Annotated in this window: 16 protein-coding genes; 5 read left to right on the forward strand and 11 right to left on the reverse strand. The window is 45.4% G+C overall.

The window, feature by feature from the left end:
• Window positions 1-2 precede the first annotated feature (2 nt).
• Window positions 3-1166, forward strand: a complete 1164-nt coding sequence (locus ACRD67_RS12825; RefSeq protein ID WP_430967552.1) for a sigma-54-dependent transcriptional regulator — start codon at window positions 3-5, stop codon at window positions 1164-1166.
• A 10-nt stretch (window positions 1167-1176) separates the two neighbouring features.
• Here ACRD67_RS12825 and ACRD67_RS12830 read toward each other — a convergent pair whose 3' ends face one another.
• Window positions 1177-1872 (reverse strand): hypothetical protein, encoded by a 696-nt coding sequence (locus ACRD67_RS12830; RefSeq protein WP_430967553.1) that lies wholly within the window; start codon window positions 1870-1872, stop codon window positions 1177-1179.
• A 201-nt stretch (window positions 1873-2073) separates the two neighbouring features.
• Between ACRD67_RS12830 and ACRD67_RS12835 the strand changes: the two genes are divergently transcribed.
• From ACRD67_RS12835 to ACRD67_RS12845, 3 genes are all read left to right on the forward strand, one after another.
• Entirely contained in the window at window positions 2074-2958 is an 885-nt protein-coding gene (locus ACRD67_RS12835) for a PPK2 family polyphosphate kinase (RefSeq protein WP_430967554.1), read from the forward strand.
• On the forward strand, window positions 2955-4349 hold the full coding sequence (locus tag ACRD67_RS12840) for a M20/M25/M40 family metallo-hydrolase (RefSeq protein WP_430967555.1): 1395 nt from the start codon (window positions 2955-2957) through the stop codon (window positions 4347-4349). Before ACRD67_RS12835 ends, ACRD67_RS12840 begins: the two co-directional genes overlap by 4 nt.
• Before the next feature lie 184 nt (window positions 4350-4533).
• Window positions 4534-5469: a peptidylprolyl isomerase gene (locus ACRD67_RS12845; protein WP_430967556.1), complete on the forward strand. Its 936-nt coding sequence runs from the start codon at window positions 4534-4536 to the stop codon at window positions 5467-5469.
• Between the two features lie 518 nt (window positions 5470-5987).
• Here ACRD67_RS12845 and ACRD67_RS12850 read toward each other — a convergent pair.
• The 4 genes from ACRD67_RS12850 to ACRD67_RS12865 form a co-directional block, all read right to left on the reverse strand.
• Window positions 5988-6182, reverse strand: coding sequence for a cold-shock protein (locus tag ACRD67_RS12850; protein WP_430967557.1), 195 nt, complete (start codon window positions 6180-6182; stop codon window positions 5988-5990).
• Window positions 6183-6414: 232 nt separating this feature from the next.
• On the reverse strand, window positions 6415-6807 hold the full coding sequence (locus tag ACRD67_RS12855; protein ID WP_430967558.1) for a hypothetical protein: 393 nt from the start codon (window positions 6805-6807) through the stop codon (window positions 6415-6417).
• A 2-nt stretch (window positions 6808-6809) separates the two neighbouring features.
• Window positions 6810-7664 carry a hypothetical protein gene (locus ACRD67_RS12860; RefSeq protein WP_430967559.1) on the reverse strand — a complete coding sequence of 285 codons (855 nt, stop codon included), beginning with the start codon at window positions 7662-7664 and terminating at the stop codon, window positions 6810-6812.
• 261 nt (window positions 7665-7925) lie between these two features.
• Window positions 7926-8564, reverse strand: a complete 639-nt coding sequence (locus ACRD67_RS12865) for a peroxiredoxin (protein ID WP_430967560.1) — start codon at window positions 8562-8564, stop codon at window positions 7926-7928.
• A gap of 189 nt (window positions 8565-8753) precedes the next feature.
• Between ACRD67_RS12865 and ACRD67_RS12870 the strand changes: the two genes are divergently transcribed.
• Entirely contained in the window at window positions 8754-9296 is a 543-nt protein-coding gene (locus tag ACRD67_RS12870; RefSeq protein WP_430967561.1) for a YfiT family bacillithiol transferase, read from the forward strand.
• A 13-nt stretch (window positions 9297-9309) separates the two neighbouring features.
• Here the strand turns inward: ACRD67_RS12870 and ACRD67_RS12875 are convergent, their stop codons facing one another.
• The 6 genes from ACRD67_RS12875 to ACRD67_RS12900 all read right to left on the reverse strand — a co-directional run bounded on the left by ACRD67_RS12875 (window position 9310) and on the right by ACRD67_RS12900 (window position 15615).
• Window positions 9310-9837 (reverse strand): GNAT family N-acetyltransferase, encoded by a 528-nt coding sequence (locus tag ACRD67_RS12875; RefSeq protein ID WP_430967562.1) that lies wholly within the window; start codon window positions 9835-9837, stop codon window positions 9310-9312.
• Window positions 9834-10163 carry a cupin domain-containing protein gene (locus ACRD67_RS12880; protein ID WP_430967563.1) on the reverse strand — a complete coding sequence of 110 codons (330 nt, stop codon included), beginning with the start codon at window positions 10161-10163 and terminating at the stop codon, window positions 9834-9836. The genes ACRD67_RS12875 and ACRD67_RS12880 overlap by 4 nt, the downstream gene beginning before the upstream one ends.
• Before the next feature lie 14 nt (window positions 10164-10177).
• Entirely contained in the window at window positions 10178-10738 is a 561-nt protein-coding gene (locus ACRD67_RS12885) for a thioredoxin family protein (RefSeq protein ID WP_430967564.1), read from the reverse strand.
• A gap of 61 nt (window positions 10739-10799) precedes the next feature.
• Window positions 10800-13325 (reverse strand): M14 family metallopeptidase, encoded by a 2526-nt coding sequence (locus ACRD67_RS12890; protein ID WP_430967565.1) that lies wholly within the window; start codon window positions 13323-13325, stop codon window positions 10800-10802.
• An 84-nt stretch (window positions 13326-13409) separates the two neighbouring features.
• Window positions 13410-13784: a PUR family DNA/RNA-binding protein gene (locus ACRD67_RS12895; RefSeq protein ID WP_430967566.1), complete on the reverse strand. Its 375-nt coding sequence runs from the start codon at window positions 13782-13784 to the stop codon at window positions 13410-13412.
• Between the two features lie 76 nt (window positions 13785-13860).
• Window positions 13861-15615: an ABC transporter ATP-binding protein gene (locus ACRD67_RS12900; RefSeq protein WP_430967568.1), complete on the reverse strand. Its 1755-nt coding sequence runs from the start codon at window positions 15613-15615 to the stop codon at window positions 13861-13863.
• Between the last annotated feature and the right edge of the window lie 15 nt (window positions 15616-15630).

The raw sequence follows: 15630 nt of genomic DNA on the forward strand, positions 1-15630 counted from the left end.
GCATGTCAAAAATACTGGTAATAGAGGATGAATCGGCTATACGCAGGGTCTTGGTAAAGATCCTGTCGGAGGAGAATGAGGCTTATGTGGTCAACGAGGCTGAAGATGGCCTCAAAGGACTGGAAATCATCAAAAAAGAGGATTTTGACCTAGTGCTCTGCGATATAAAAATGCCCAAAATGGACGGTGTTGAGGTCCTGGAAGCCGCAAGAAAGGTAAAACCCGAAATACCGTTTATCATGATATCGGGGCACGGAGACCTGGATACTGCCGTAAACACCATGCGTTTGGGAGCCTTTGACTATATCTCCAAACCCCCGGACCTAAACAGACTGCTGACCACTGTACGCAACGCTCTGGATCGAAAGGAACTGGTGGTGGAAAATAAGATCTTGAAGAAAAAGGTAAGCAAGAATTATGAAATGGTGGGCGAAAGCAAGGAGATTACTGGAATCAAGGATATCATTGAAAAAGTGGCCCCAACCGATGCCCGGGTATTGATTACGGGATCTAATGGTACGGGCAAGGAGTTGGTGGCCCATTGGATACATGAAAAAAGTCAACGGGTAAAGGCCCCTTTTATAGAAGTGAACTGTGCGGCCATTCCCTCGGAACTCATAGAGAGCGAGCTATTTGGACATGTAAAAGGGGCTTTTACCTCTGCAGTTCGCGATCGGGCAGGTAAATTTGAAACAGCCAACAAGGGAACCATTTTCCTGGATGAGATAGGTGATATGAGCCTTTCGGCCCAAGCCAAGGTCCTCAGGGCCCTGCAGGAGAACAAAGTATCCAGGGTGGGTAGCGATAAGGATATCAAGGTAGACGTTAGGGTCGTCGCAGCTACCAACAAAAACCTTAAGAAAGAGATCGAAGAAGGTCGTTTTCGGGAGGATTTGTACCACAGATTGGCCGTAATTTTGATTCAAGTTCCGGCCTTGAACGACAGAAGGGACGATATTCCCCTACTTATTTCACATTTTTCCAAAAAAATAGCGGACGAGCAGGGTACGGCTACAAAGACCTTCTCCAAGAAGGCAATCGATTTGCTAAAGGGTTACGATTGGACAGGGAACATCCGGGAGTTGCGCAATGTGGTGGAACGGCTCATCATTCTGGGCGGCAATGAGGTCACCGAGGAGGATGTAAAACTGTTTGCCAGCAAATAGGCCCCCACTGCTATTGGTCGCTATTGCACTGATTCAGTTGTAACAGTGCCTTTGCCACTATTTCCTTGGTTCTTAGGTTATAGTACTTCTTGGCCTCCGTTAAATTGGGCCGCAGGAGTTGTTGTTCGCAATGGTCGTATATCTTTTGGGCAAAAGCATTGGCTTCTTCGCAATCCACCGAAGACACTACCTGATCCAAAGACTCTTGAAAACTTTCCAAAGTCTTATCTATTCTTTGATGCAACTGTCTTCCTTCAGGCTGTTGCATAGCCAATTTTCCGGCCTTGGAGGCCTTGGTGTTCAAGGATAGGACATCACTGGCGTATTTACTGTCATGAAGTTCGTGTTCTTCCATGGCTTCCAGACTTCCCATTTCGTTCTCTATGGCCCTTTTCAACAAAATTCTTGTCCCGCTCAAGGAAGTGGTCCGCGCCGCACGTTTTAGATTTTCAAGGGCATCATCAATACTTTTGGTGGCATAATCGCAGCCACAAGCCTCAAATTGTCTTCTGGACTTTTCGATGGCGTTGAGCGCTTTGTAGGCAAAAAACTTGGAAATATTGATGTCATCCGAGTCTATGGCCTTTTGCGTTTGCGATATGACATAGCCCACATTGGAACCTGCGTAGGCACAGGCCTTTTCCGAACCAAAGGAAGGGAGGGTCAGCAAGAAGAGGGCGCCTAGAGTAAGTACATATGTTTTCATAACTTAACGTATTGATTAAGTTCTATTTAAGATTATAGGAGCAAGTAAATATAGTAAGGGAAATCTCTCAAGTCCCACTTTTTTCGACATAATACGGTGGTAAAGCCCTTTTTTGGATAAAAAGGTATTTTCCAGGGTTCAATGGTCGGTTTTTTTTTAACAAAAGCAGCTTTCAACAACAAAATATTATATATTCAAGCTATGAACGATATAGACATAAAAGCCTACAAAGTGGGCCAAACAATCAAACTTTCGGATTACAGGACCTTGGATACCCTCAACCGTTCCGATGATGACCTAAAAAAACGATTGGAAAGGACACGGGAAGCCTTGGGTAAATTTCAGGATGTCCTCTATGCCCATAGCAAATATGGCGTGCTCGTCTGTCTGCAGGGCATGGATACTGCTGGCAAGGATAGCCTTATCCGGGAGGTGTTCAAGGATTTCAACGCCCGCGGCGTGGTGGTGCACAGTTTTAAAGTGCCCACGGAACTGGAGCGCAAGCACGATTATATTTGGCGACATTATATCGCCTTGCCCGCCAAAGGGAAATTTGGCGTCTTTAACCGTACCCATTACGAAAATGTACTGGTGACCCGGGTGCATCCAGAATATATTCTGGGAGAGGACATTCCCGGAATCCATAGCGTTGCGGATATTGATCAACACTTTTGGGACGCACGCTTTGAACAGATAAACAACTTTGAGCGCCATATCACGGAAAATGGGACCATCGTGCTTAAATTCTACCTACACCTCTCCAAGGAAGAGCAACGGATGCGCTTGTTACGGCGGTTGGAACGGGAGGAGAAACATTGGAAATTTTCTCCTGGGGACCTCAAGGAAAGAAAACTGTGGGACGCCTACCAGGTCTGTTATGAGGAGGCTATCAATAAAACCTCTAAACCGCATGCACCCTGGTACGTGATTCCGGCCGATAATAAAAAAGCGGCTCGTTTGATCGTGGCGTCCATTATGTTGAAAGAGTTAAAAAAATACAAAGATATTGCCGAGCCCGATCTGGATGATGAAATAAAGGCTAATTTAGAGACCTATAAAAAACAATTGGAAAAAGAAAAGGAATGAAGAAAGCATGGCTAATACTTCTTTTGGTCGCTTCCCCGATGTTTTCGCAAAGCGAGGACGAAAAGCAAATTAAATCCATTTACAATGCTGCACTTACACAGGGCAAGGCCTATGATTGGCTCAACCATTTGTCCAATCAAATAGGTGGTCGACTTTCAGGGTCGATACAGGCGCAACAGGCGGTGGAATATACGAAGGCGCAATTGGATTCCCTAGGCTTGGATCGTGTTTGGTTACAAGAGGTTATGGTCCCCAAATGGGTGCGTGGCACCCCGGAATTTGCCTATATTGAAAGTACGCCCGGAGTTACCAATAATGTTCCTATTTGTGCTCTTGGAGGGTCCGTAGCCACTCCGGCTGGGGGTATCAAGGCTAACGTGATAGAAGTTTCGGGCATAGAGGAACTAAAGATATTGGGCAAGGAAAAAATAGCCGGCAAAATAGTGTTCTTCAACCGACCTATGGACCCCACCTTGATCAGTACCTTCCAAGCATATTCCGGTTGTGTGGACCAACGCTATTCCGGTGCTGAAGAAGCTGGGAAATATGGAGCTGCTGGAGTTATTGTACGTTCCATGAATCTGCGTTTGGACGATTTGCCCCACACGGGATCTATGAGCTATGGGAATACCGCAGTAGCGGAAAGGATTCCTGCCGCTGCGATCAGTACCAATGCAGCCGAATTGTTGAGCACCACACTGCAGTTAAATCCAGAGATTAAATTCTTTTTTAGACAAAATTGCCAGCAATTGGCAGATGTGAAATCCTATAACGTCATCGGTGAGATTAAAGGAAGCACCTATCCGAACGAAATCATGGTCGTTGGCGGGCACTTGGATTCCTGGGACCTTGGTGATGGTTCGCATGATGACGGCGCAGGCTGTGTACAGAGTATGGAAGTGTTGCGTTTATTCAAGCGATCCGGATACAGGCCACAGCGCACGCTACGCGTGGTCCTCTTCATGAATGAGGAAAATGGCCTGCGGGGAGGAAACAAATATGCCGAGGTGGCCAAGAACCGGGGGGAAACACACATATTTGCTTTGGAGAGCGATGCCGGGGGATTTACCCCAAGAGGTTTTTCATTGGATTGTTCCGATGCTAATTACGCACGTGTACAAGGATGGAAGAAACTTTTTGAACCCTATTTGATACACCTTTTCGTCAAGGGTGGTGGTGGTGCGGATATAGGCCCCTTAAAACACGATAATATGGTGCTTGCCGGTTTGATGCCCGATTCGCAGCGGTATTTTGATCACCACCACGCGGAGAACGATACCTTTGAGCATGTAAACAAGCGCGAACTGGAACTCGGTGCGGCCACTATGGCAAGTCTGGTGTACCTCATTGATAAATATGGTATTATAACCAAAAAAAGCATCAAAGGATAACGGACCTCCCGGTTAGATTAGGAGCGAGGAAATTGTACGGTTCTAGATAGGTAGCGGGAGTATACCCAATAATCATCACCATGCGATTATCTTGAGACAGTGGCAAAGCCGAAATCCGTCCTACAAATGCGCTTTCCATCCTATTAAAAATCCATATCTTTGCCGCTCATTAAAATAGCGCGATATGCAAGACGGAATCTATGCAAAATTCAATACCCCAAAAGGTGAGATTTTAGTAAAACTTACACATGATAAGACCCCGGGAACGGTCGGTAATTTCGTGGCCCTGGCAGAGGGCAAACTGGAGAACAGTGCCAAGCCCCAAGGGACACCCTACTACAATGGTTTAAATTTCCATAGGGTAATCCCCGACTTCATGATTCAAGGTGGATGCCCACAAGGTACAGGTACCGGGGATCCGGGATATAAGTTCGATGATGAGTTTCATCCAGATCTTACCCATGCAGAACCGGGTGTACTGTCCATGGCAAATGCGGGACCGGGCACTAATGGGAGTCAGTTTTTTATTACGCACGTGGCCACACCCTGGTTAGACAACAAGCATACGGTTTTTGGACATGTAGCCCATGGTCAGGAAGTAGTTGACGCCATAGCTCAGGGCGATGCCATAGACAGCTTGGAAATCCTTAGGGTAGGGGCCGAGGCCGAGGCTTGGAACGCCCAGGAGGCGTTCAAGACCTTCGAAAGTTCAAGAGAAAAAAGATTGGCGGAAGAAAAGGCAAAAGCAACAGCCGAACTGGACAAAATAGCGACTGGATTCGATGAAACAACAAGTGGCCTACGGTACAAGATCATCCAAAAAGGTTCGGGAAGCAAGGCGGAAAAGGGGCAAACCGTTTCCGTGCATTACGAGGGCGCCCTTTCCAATGGTCAGGTTTTCGACTCTTCCTACAAGCGCAACCAGCCCATAGATTTTCAATTGGGCGTTGGGCAGGTCATCCCGGGATGGGACGAAGGAATAGGTCTTTTACAGGTTGGGGACAAGGCCCGTTTTGTAATTCCTTCCAATCTGGCTTATGGCAGTGCTGGAGCAGGTGGGGGGGTCATTCCTCCGAACGCTACGCTCGTTTTCGATGTAGAACTTATGGATGTAAAGTAATCCAATCTCACGGCGTTTGACACTATACCGCAAACGCCTGTACGAAATAAAAAGGGAATGCCCGAACGGCATTCCCTTTTTATTTAGATCTGTTGTTGACACTGGCTATAAGGAGCATGGCATTAACCGCTACCAAAACCAGTAGTATACTTAAAAATGTAGACATGGTAAAATATTCGGTGTTTCCGTGGGGAAGAAACGGTTTTCTACCTAAGGAACACCTGAGCATATGAAAACCCTACTTTTTTAACGCTTGGAATTATTGACGCTTAGTATCAATAGAAAGATGTTAATGGCAAGTAGCAGCAAAAGGATACCCAGGAAGGTGGTCATAGCAGTGTTTATTTAGTGCAGGTGGGGTGCGGTTGTTAATCTTAAGATTGGAAGACTAAAAAAGGTTGCGTGCTGCTAATAGAAATTTGTTCTTTTTTTTTGTCGATCGGATTTGGGCATTAAAAAAGCCCTGACAATTATCGCGTCAAGGCCCTGTGCTATAAAAAAAAATAAAACGTATCTACCTAGTCAACAACTTTCACATTTACGGCGTTCAATCCTTTTTTTCCTTGTTGTAGTTCAAATTCTACAACGTCACCTTCACGTACTTCGTCAATTAAGCCAGAAATGTGTACAAAGTGATCTGTTTCTGAACCTTCCTCAGTGATAAAGCCATAACCTTTTGAATCATTGAAGAATTTTACTGTTCCTTTACTCATAATAAAAAATTAAGAAAATTAAATTAAAGCGCAAAGGTAGCGTTAAATAATGGGAAATGCTGTTTTTTTGTAAGAATATTTCTTATGGCACATAGGAAGTCCTGGGAAGCAATGAAAAAGATAGGGAAATGGGCGAACAATCATTTTGTCAGGACTTGGGCCATAGGGACACGGCCCTGCTGAAAAGGTTTAAATAGGCCTATAGACTTTACCCGCGGAGCACGGGAAAATCTCAAGAGGTTTTTTTGGGCTCAAACGCAGTTATGGCCTCCAGTAGCGCCAAAGGGTTTTTACTGAGTACCGCAGATCCCAAGACTACCATGGAGGTTGCCAGCTTGATGGCCTTTTGCACATCCTTGAGTTTTTTATAAGAGGCCTTTATGTCCTTGCTTATTTTGCCAATGGCCTGCAAAGCGGTTTCGGCATCGTCCAGGGTAAGGCTTGCCGAAAGCGTATAGAAATCATCTGCGGTTTGCAGCACCGACCAGTGTAGGGCTTTAAGTTTTTGTTTCTGCCCCTTGGTAATGGAATCGTAATTTAGATACCGATAGTCCCCTATGGCCTGTGCCATGGCCAAAAAGGAATTGGCAAGTTCATTTACCTGTTTTGCCGTTAGTTTTGCCATTTTTACTCCTTTATCTTGTTGAATTCTGAAATGATATCCTGGATTTCACTTCCATAGTGTACCAAGGCATCCTTGATTTCAACCGCGGTAACCTGGTCAATTTGATCGTTGAGTTTTTGATGCCCTTCCGCTATCTTTTTCAGTGCCTTGGTGTACGCGGCGATGGCCTCTTGTTTTTGTGACAGATCGTCCAGTTTTTGGTAATACTCTTCTACCGCTTTAAGTCTCTCATAGTCCGAAAGATCGGATTCCCTGACCAAATCCAGATATCGATTTTCCAAGCGTTGTTTTTGTACCCTCAGTTTTCCGTCCAGATTTTGGGCGAGGTTCAGATTCAGGTAATCCAATAAAACCTGCAGGGGCGCATTGGCCTCCCTTACATACGTCTTTAGCTTATCTTTCCGATAACCGTCGGTAAAAGCCCTCAAGAGGAGCCCTACCACCCGTGAATGTGCTTCTACTTCTTTTTTTTCGAGGCGCAATCCGCCGAATTCCCCCTCAGTAAGCGCTTCATTTAGGGCATTCAACTTGTATTCGGTGAGCTCATTGTCCGATAGTTTGCCCAATCCATCCAAATATCCCTTGATCGCCCGGTAGATTTTTAAGGTAGCCTGATCGGCCTTTTGGTCCATTTTACAATCACAGTTTGCCGCCCTAAGATCCAGATTATGGAAGGCATTCTCCCTACAATTGTTCAAACAGTGGTGTTTAAAACCATATTCGATTTCCTCAAACTTTTGCAAGCCATCAAGACTGGAAGTGGAGAAACGATTTACATGCTTAAGATTGGTGCAGCCCACTACACCTATCATAAGGAATAGCAGAGAAAGGCCCCGTATTGGAAATACTTTTTTCATAGGTTTCGGTTATCAAGGCATTGCTTTACTTTTTGGCGAACAGCTACTTCCGGTTTCCTTTCGGGGTAGTGCTAGCTCATTTGAGCTACAAGGGCCTTGGAAGAAAGCTGTAGGAAATACAAGATAGGAAAAAACAGAAATTTAAGGGCAGGGAAGAAGGAAAAATAAGGAATCACGATATAAACGGACGCTGTAAGCAATAAACGGAACCAAATCCCGGGCCGATTCCTTTGTGGTTGCCGGCCCGGAAACATATATTGGTTATGCGGAAGGATCTGGCGTCATGCGCAAATAGGGTTTTATTTCTTCCACCCCTTGTGTGAACATTTCCTTGGCCTCTTCCGTGGGTATGGCCGGACTAACCACTACGTCCTGCCCATGCTCCCAATTAGCAGGTGTAGCCACTTTGTGGTAGGCCGTCAACTGCAAGGAATCCACCACGCGGAGCAACTCATAAAAGTTACGGCCGGTGGAGGCTGGATAGGTTAGGGTGAGCTTAACCGTTTTGTCTGGTGCAATAATGAATACCGAACGCACGGTAAGGGTGTCATCCGCATTGGGATGGATCATATCATAAAGATCCGATACCTTTCTGTCCTCATCGGCAATGATGGGGAAGTTAACTGTGGTGTGCTGTGTTTCATCGATGTCCTTGATCCATGCTTTGTGCGATTCCGCACCATCTACACTCAAAGCAATCATTTTTACGTTGCGCTTGGCAAATTCGTCCTTGAATTTGGCCGCAGTTCCCAGCTCGGTAGTACATACCGGGGTAAAATCTGCAGGATGGGAGAAAAGGATACCCCAACCATCGCCTAAATAATCGTAGAAATTAAGGGGACCCATTGAGGTCTCCGCATCAAAATTCGGGGCTACATCGCCCAATCGTATAGCTGCCATATCAATAAATTTTTGAGTTGAAAAAATAATTCTGTTCTCTTGAACGGGGGTCTTACAAATTTAGTGGATTATGCACTATTCGCCGCATTATAAGGTTAAAACTCTATTAAAGTTTTGTTTCTATCTCAACGGATCAAGGACCGATCTCAAAAAGGATATCCGAAAGCAAAAGTTTAGTAATTTTAAGGCATGGAAGAAACACAAGAACAATTGCGCTATCCCATTGGAAAATTTGAGGCACCCGGCTCAATTACGGAAACGCATATTGGGGAATGGATCTCAGCTTTGGAGGCCTTACCCAAACGTCTGGAAGCATTGGTAAAGGGACTTTCAGAAGAACAATTGGACACCCCGTACCGGCCCGAAGGATGGACGGTGCGGCAGGTGATACACCACACCGCCGATAGTCATCACCACAGTTACATCCGATTTAAATGGGCCTTGACGGAGGATAAACCGGTCATAAAACCCTATGACCAAAACGGTTGGTCCTCGCTTTTTGATGCGCGAACGGCGCCGATCCAAATGTCCTTGGACCATTTAAAGGCGGTACATGCCAAATTGGTGTATCTGCTAAAGGGATTATCGCCCTTGGACCTGGAGCGGGAATTTGTTCATCCGGAAGGAGGGGTCACCACTTCCTTGAAAGAAAATATCGGACGGTACGCATGGCACGGGAACCATCATTTTGCCCATATCGAGAATTTGTTGAAAGACAAGCGGTGGGTGTAGCTACGCCCTTTGTTCAAAGGGTCCTCATCAAGATGTGCATGCCACTTTCGTTCTGCTTTATACCCGGAAGATCCAAATTTTTCCGTCCTACTTCGACAAAACCGTTTTTGAGATAGAAACGGAAGGCGGGACTTGAATCCATGACATCGAGCCATATGGCTTTTTTTCCCAGTTGGCCGGCATGCTCTACCACAAATTGAATGACTGTTTTGCCAATACCCTTGCCCGCATGTTCCCTTAAAAGATAAATTTTTTCCAACAGCAGTGCTTCCTTTGCTCCAAAGGAAGCGACCGGTTGGTCCACAACAATTTTAAGTACCCCCACCGGCGTTTTTTCCAAATAGATAACAAAGAGGCCGTTCTTGCCATTCTTTAGGTCATCGCCAACAGCTTTTACCGAGAAACTGCTTTGCACATAGGAGCTTGCATCCCTGTTTTCCCAGACATCCAGGTAATGTTGTTCGTAAGCCTTTCTACCTACGCGAACATAAACATCCAGTGTTTTTGGGGAAAGCGGCACTATGGAAATACTGTTGCTCACTCTTTTTCTGGGTTTTCCCCTCCTTCAGGGCCATAAAAAATAACCCAGGTTGCAAAATCTTCCGTGAAATTTTCGAAACGGTGCTCTGCCCCGGCGGGTACGAAAAGAAAATCACCTGCACCAAAGGTAGTACGCTCGCCCTGGTTCAGAAACTCCCCATGACCGGCAACCACAATATATACTTCATCACGGGTATGCGGTTCTTGCAAGTCCACCTGTTGGGGTTTGTACATTTCGATCGTCAAGGTACCATGTTCAAAAAGTGGGAGAAACGGGGTGCCACTATCTGCCAATTTTGCCAAGGCTTCTTCCTTATCGATCTTCATACCGTTCCGCTTTCCTATCCTGGTATCCACTTAATGTTACAACCAATGCTGGGTTTTTGATGCGAATCCACTTCCTTGCCTTGGAGCAAAGCGTCCATGGCGTTTCTAAGGTCGTTACCGCTCAAGGGAATGCCGTTCCCTGGCCTAGAATCGTCTAACTGACCTCGATAGACCAATTCCACTTGGGAATCGAAGAGATAAAAATCCGGGGTACAGGCCGCATCGTATGCCTTGGCCACTTCCTGGGTTTCATCGTACAAATACGGGAAACTATACCCTTGTTGCCTTGCCACCTGTTGCATGAGATCTGGTGCATCCTGGGGGTAGTTCTCAACGTCATTGCTGGAGATGGCTATAAACGCGATGCCTTGGGCCTGATATTCCTTGGCCAAGCGTGTAATCTCCGGATTCACATGGATTACAAAGGGGCAATGGTTGCAGATAAACATAATCACCGTTCCCTTGTCACCCTGAAGGTCTTTTAGACCCATTTGCTTTCCGGATACCGTGTCAAAAAGGGTGAAATCCGATGCTGGGGTTCCCAGGGATAACATATTGCTCGGAGTCCTTGCCATGATTTTTTATTTTTTGACAAAGGTATAAAATGTCGGTCTGATTCCCGATATGAAACACGGGCTACATCATTTTTCCAAAGAAAATGGCATTCATCAAAAGCTTGTTGGTGCCATACCAAAATGCCCTAAAGTTGGTATTGTCGGTGAAGACGAGTACTTTTCCTTTGCCCAATTGCCTTGCTTGAAAAGGAACACTGTTTTTTAAAAGCGACAGTTTTTCTTCCGAAATATAACCACTTTGCAATGGGCTGTTGGTATATTGAATGGGATTGTTGTAACTGTTCTTATCCGGTTCTATGTAAATATTGGTGTTTCTGAACAAAGCCAGTTTGTCACTTTTGTAACCGTAATTAATGGGATGGGAGCGGTCTAATTTTGCTTCGAATATCGCACCCCCGGTAACCTGGGCACCCTTAAAATCACTTTTTTGTCCAAAAGAGACATTTTTGGCCACCAAGGAATCCTTTTTAAGGTTTAGCTTCACCACTTCCTGTTTGTGGAACCACTCGGCCATGGTCCTATAACCAATGAGCGTCCCGCCATTTTTCACCCATGTCTTTAATTTATCCACCCCAGTTGCATCAAGGAAAGTATTGCCTTGTGAAGCAGGAAGAATCAGGTCTGTATACCTACTCAGGTCCACCGTATTGAAGTATTTTGTATCGATCTTGGTAATCTTCATATCATATCGCGTATCGAACAAATGCCATATTTCCCCGGCATCGTAGGACCGTACCCCATCACCTACCAAAATACCCACTTTCTGTCGGGTAAGCGGGTCAAAATCGTTGCTGCCCAGATCAATACCCTTGGTAAGACCCGTACTCACTGCATGGACCCGAATCTTACTTGCTTGGGCAACGTTCATCAGAAATTGATGCAGTGCATCGGCATCCAAATCCTGATGTTGTACAGGAACCATAATGGTGCCGTAATCGTACTGCTTTCCTCCAAGACTAAAGGGGGCTTTTGCCACTTTCGCCCGCAAACCTTTGTTCAGAATTTTATTTAGCGCCTTGGGGGTGTAGTATTCATGCCATTCAAAAAGATACGCATAACTACTTTTTTTATCCACGGTTCCGCTTAGGGGAACAAAATTGGTGACCTCAGGTCCTAGATGGGCCGTAGAATTTACTTCTGCATAATCCAGATTGAAGGCCAACGGAAATGTCCATGCCGAGACGTCATAGAACAGGCTATCGGTAAAGCTGGTTCGTTTTTCGAACATGGCCTTGATCAAACGATGGTTTTTTTGATTCATAGGAACCACATAACTGCTTCCTTTTTCATAGGATTTGCCAGCTATGGTGGTCTCCCTTGCCAGTTCGTGGAACTTAATCTTATGGCGGTGCAATATTTCGGCCAGATGCCAGGTTTTGGCCGCATCTTTCCGATCACCAAAAACAATGACCTTGGCGCTGCTTTTGGTCGCCTCGTTTCTAGCTCCCGCATAAAAATCCCGCTGATATCCCAGGATCTTGGTCCGCATGTTCCGGGCTGCTTCAACAGTGGACAGTGCAGTGGTGAATTGGTTTCTGATCGTAAAAGGAAAGGTCAAAATGCCGTTTTCACTTTCCTGTATGTGCCCCCTGGAACTGCCCTGTTCAAACAAAATGCCAATGCTTCCATTGATATCTGGAAAAGTGGAGCCCTTACCATAGTAGTAATCGTCATAATTTTCCTCTGAATAATACAGGGATCCTATTTTATCCAAGGCCTTGGCGTGGTACGTGCCTATTTCGGCGGTAAGTTCCTGGTTCAATTTTGGGGTAAGCGGATGTACCCTGCTAGGCTCGCCGGGTTGAAAGAAAAAGGTAGAATTGGTGCCCATTTCGTGATGGTCCGTGAGAATGTTGGGCAACCACTTGTGAAAGGAAGCAATACGGGCCCTGCTCTCAGGCAATTGTACAGGCAGCCAATCACGGTTCATATCGAACCAATAGTGGTTGGTACGTCCGCCTGGCCAGACCTCATGATATTCCCGCTCGTTCCGGTCAGGATTTAATTGTTTACTTTTATTTGTATTGGCCCAATAGGCAAATCGTTGCAATCCATCCGGATTATAGGAAGGATCCATTAGGATAATCATGGAATCCAAAAGTTCGTCTATTTCCCGACCTTGGGCGGCCGCCAAATAGTAGGCATAGGCAAGACCTGCGTTGGCGCCGCTTGGTTCATTGCCGTGAATGGAAAATCCCTGGTATACCACTATAGGCATGGTTTCCAAGGATTGGGAGGCTCCGCTGCTCTCGGTAAGGGCAAGGTGCTCTTGTCGTATTTTTTCAATATTTTGATGGTTTTTGGGCGAGGTGATCGTTAACAATACGATAGGCCTGCCTTCAAAAGTGGCTCCCCTGTTTTCCAAGCTAATCCTGTTGCTCGCCTGCGCCAGTTGTTGCATATAGAACAACAATTTATCATGGGTAACATGCCATTCGCCTACCTCATGGCCAATAATATCGGCAGGTTTGGGAATACTGGTGTCATAAGATATATGCTGCGGCAGGTAGTAGGTAAGATCTAATGTTTCCTGGGCGCTGATGGTTTGAAACAGCCCCATGGCCAGTAGGAGAATTGTTTTTTTCATTTAAGTTGAATTAGTCTGGTCATAAAAATAAAAAACGACCCTCAATTCCAAGGGCCGTTATCATTTTTTTAAGAAAGTAACAATCTAAATGTCGTCAAAATCCACATCCGTGAAACTTTCAGTTGATTCCAGGTCACCATTTTTGCTTGGTTCCTCTTCTTTTTTAAAGTCCTTTTGATGGCGTTCCGATATGACTTCGATGCCTTTTTCATCAATGATGTAGTCCATCATCTCTTCCATAATGTCCTTGAAGGAATGAAAGTCCTCCTTGTACAGATAAATCTTGTGCTTTTTATAATGGAACGAACCATCATCATGGGTAAATTTTTTGCTTTCCGTTATGGTCAAATAGTAATCCCCGGCTTTGGTGCTCCTAACATCAAAAAAATAAGTTCTCCTACCGGCTCGCAAAACTTTGGAATAAATCTCCTCTTGATCCATTAAATCTTTGTCGCTCATATGGTATAGTGTGTTTATGAATTGTAATTAGCTTCCTTCAAAAATGTGAAAAAAAAGCTAATCCAGCAACATTTTTTTAGTTTTCTTTCTCGGATAGCTGATTGATATAAAGCTCTTTGTAGTATCCTTCGGCCGCAATTAAATCATCATGTGTACCTTCTTGAGCCAGCTGGCCGTCCTCTAGAACCAGTATTCGATCTGCATTTTTGGCGGAAGATACCCTGTGGCTCACGATCAAGGTGGTCTTGTTTTCGGATGCTTTTTTCAGGTGGTTCAAGATTTCCTCCTCTGTTTCGGTGTCCACGGCCGAAAGGCAATCGTCGAATAAGTATATCTGAGGTTCCTTAATCAATGCCCGCGCAATGGATACCCGCTGTTTTTGTCCTCCACTCAGTGTAATTCCACGCTCACCCAGTACGGTGTCGTAGTCTTTGGAGAAGCCCATGATATTGTCGTGGACCACTGCCTGCTTGGCCATGGCATGGATTTCCTCATCGGTAGCGTCTGCCTTTCCGAACTTTATATTGTTCCTTATACTGTCCGAAAATAAGAAGGCGTCTTGGGGAACCGCCCCTATGGCCGCTCTAAGACTCTGGAGATTTAGATCCTTGACCGAGATGCCGTCAATCAACACGTCTCCGGCACTTACATCGTACAAGCGGGCCACCAAATCCAAAATGGTAGATTTTCCCGATCCCGTTTTTCCAATAATCGCTACCGTTTCCCCGGTATGGACCTTGAAGGAAAGTTCCTTTAAGGCAGTGATATTGGTGTCCTCATAGGTGAAGGTCACCTTTTTAAACTCGATTTCCCCTTGGATGGGGGAAGTTTCGGGCACTTCATTCTTAATTTCGGGCTCTTCCTTTAAAAACTCGTTGATTCTTTTTTGTGATGCCTCCGCGCGTTGTACTATAGAGGTAAGCCATCCTACTATGGCCACTGGCCATGTAAGCATGTTCACATAGAGGATAAACTCTGCTATGACCCCAACGGACGCAATTTCCCCATCAATGTACTGTTTGCCACCCACATAGATGACAAAAATATTGCTCACCCCGATCAAGAGGATCATCAAGGGAAAGAACCAGGCGTTCACCTTGGCAAGGTCCATGCTCTTGTTTTTCCCTTCCAAGGCCAATTCCCTCAGTTCAGTATTGATTTTAGGCTCCAGGCCATAGGCCTTTATAACGGAGACCCCGGAAAAAGATTCCTGGGTAAAGGTCGAAAGGGCCGATAAATACTCTTGGACCTTGGTGCTTCGCCTATGAATTATTCTGCTGATCTGATAGATCAACACCGATAGTACGGGTAAGGGCAATAAGGCATAGAACGCTATGGTGGGTGCCTTGATGAACATCAAGGGGATTAGGCAGACAAAGAGTGTCAATGTCTGTATGCCGTACATGATGGCGGGACCTGCGTACATGCGTACCTGATTGACATCCTCACTGATCCGGTTCATGAGGTCGCCCGTCCTGTTTTTTTTATAAAAACTGAGGTTGAGCAACTGGTAGTGATCAAATACCTCATTCTTCAGGTCGTACTCTATATATCGGGAAACGTTGATAATGGTCTGCCGCATGAGAAAGGTAAAAAAACCGGAAAGCAAAGCCGCCCCTACAATGATCAAAATATACTCCAGGAGCATATCCTTGGCACTGGCCTCTGAAATCCTGTTCCCCAAAAAGTTCTCTACTACCGCAATGGATTTGTTTACATAGGAGGGCATTACCAACTGAAAAACACGGGCTATAATCGTAATGATGATGCCGATAAGCAGTTTTAACCAATATTTTTTGAAGTATTTGTTTAGATGTTTAAGTTCCTTCATCCAATGTGTTTGCTG

The organism is Eudoraea algarum (assembly GCF_050589645.1).
In the GTDB taxonomy this organism is placed as follows: Bacteria; Bacteroidota; Bacteroidia; order Flavobacteriales; family Flavobacteriaceae; genus JBNGOQ01.

Coding starts and splice junctions, on each gene's coding strand:
- ACRD67_RS12825 (WP_430967552.1), top strand. CDS start 3: ATGTCAAAAATACTGGTAATAGAGGATGAATCGGCTATACGCAGGGTC.
- ACRD67_RS12830 (WP_430967553.1), bottom strand. CDS start 1,872: ATGAAAACATATGTACTTACTCTAGGCGCCCTCTTCTTGCTGACCCTC.
- ACRD67_RS12835 (WP_430967554.1), top strand. CDS start 2,074: ATGAACGATATAGACATAAAAGCCTACAAAGTGGGCCAAACAATCAAA.
- ACRD67_RS12840 (WP_430967555.1), top strand. CDS start 2,955: ATGAAGAAAGCATGGCTAATACTTCTTTTGGTCGCTTCCCCGATGTTT.
- ACRD67_RS12845 (WP_430967556.1), top strand. CDS start 4,534: ATGCAAGACGGAATCTATGCAAAATTCAATACCCCAAAAGGTGAGATT.
- ACRD67_RS12850 (WP_430967557.1), bottom strand. CDS start 6,182: ATGAGTAAAGGAACAGTAAAATTCTTCAATGATTCAAAAGGTTATGGC.
- ACRD67_RS12855 (WP_430967558.1), bottom strand. CDS start 6,807: ATGGCAAAACTAACGGCAAAACAGGTAAATGAACTTGCCAATTCCTTT.
- ACRD67_RS12860 (WP_430967559.1), bottom strand. CDS start 7,664: ATGAAAAAAGTATTTCCAATACGGGGCCTTTCTCTGCTATTCCTTATG.
- ACRD67_RS12865 (WP_430967560.1), bottom strand. CDS start 8,564: ATGGCAGCTATACGATTGGGCGATGTAGCCCCGAATTTTGATGCGGAG.
- ACRD67_RS12870 (WP_430967561.1), top strand. CDS start 8,754: ATGGAAGAAACACAAGAACAATTGCGCTATCCCATTGGAAAATTTGAG.
- ACRD67_RS12880 (WP_430967563.1), bottom strand. CDS start 10,163: ATGAAGATCGATAAGGAAGAAGCCTTGGCAAAATTGGCAGATAGTGGC.
- ACRD67_RS12885 (WP_430967564.1), bottom strand. CDS start 10,738: ATGGCAAGGACTCCGAGCAATATGTTATCCCTGGGAACCCCAGCATCG.
- ACRD67_RS12890 (WP_430967565.1), bottom strand. CDS start 13,325: ATGAAAAAAACAATTCTCCTACTGGCCATGGGGCTGTTTCAAACCATC.
- ACRD67_RS12895 (WP_430967566.1), bottom strand. CDS start 13,784: ATGAGCGACAAAGATTTAATGGATCAAGAGGAGATTTATTCCAAAGTT.
- ACRD67_RS12900 (WP_430967568.1), bottom strand. CDS start 15,615: ATGAAGGAACTTAAACATCTAAACAAATACTTCAAAAAATATTGGTTA.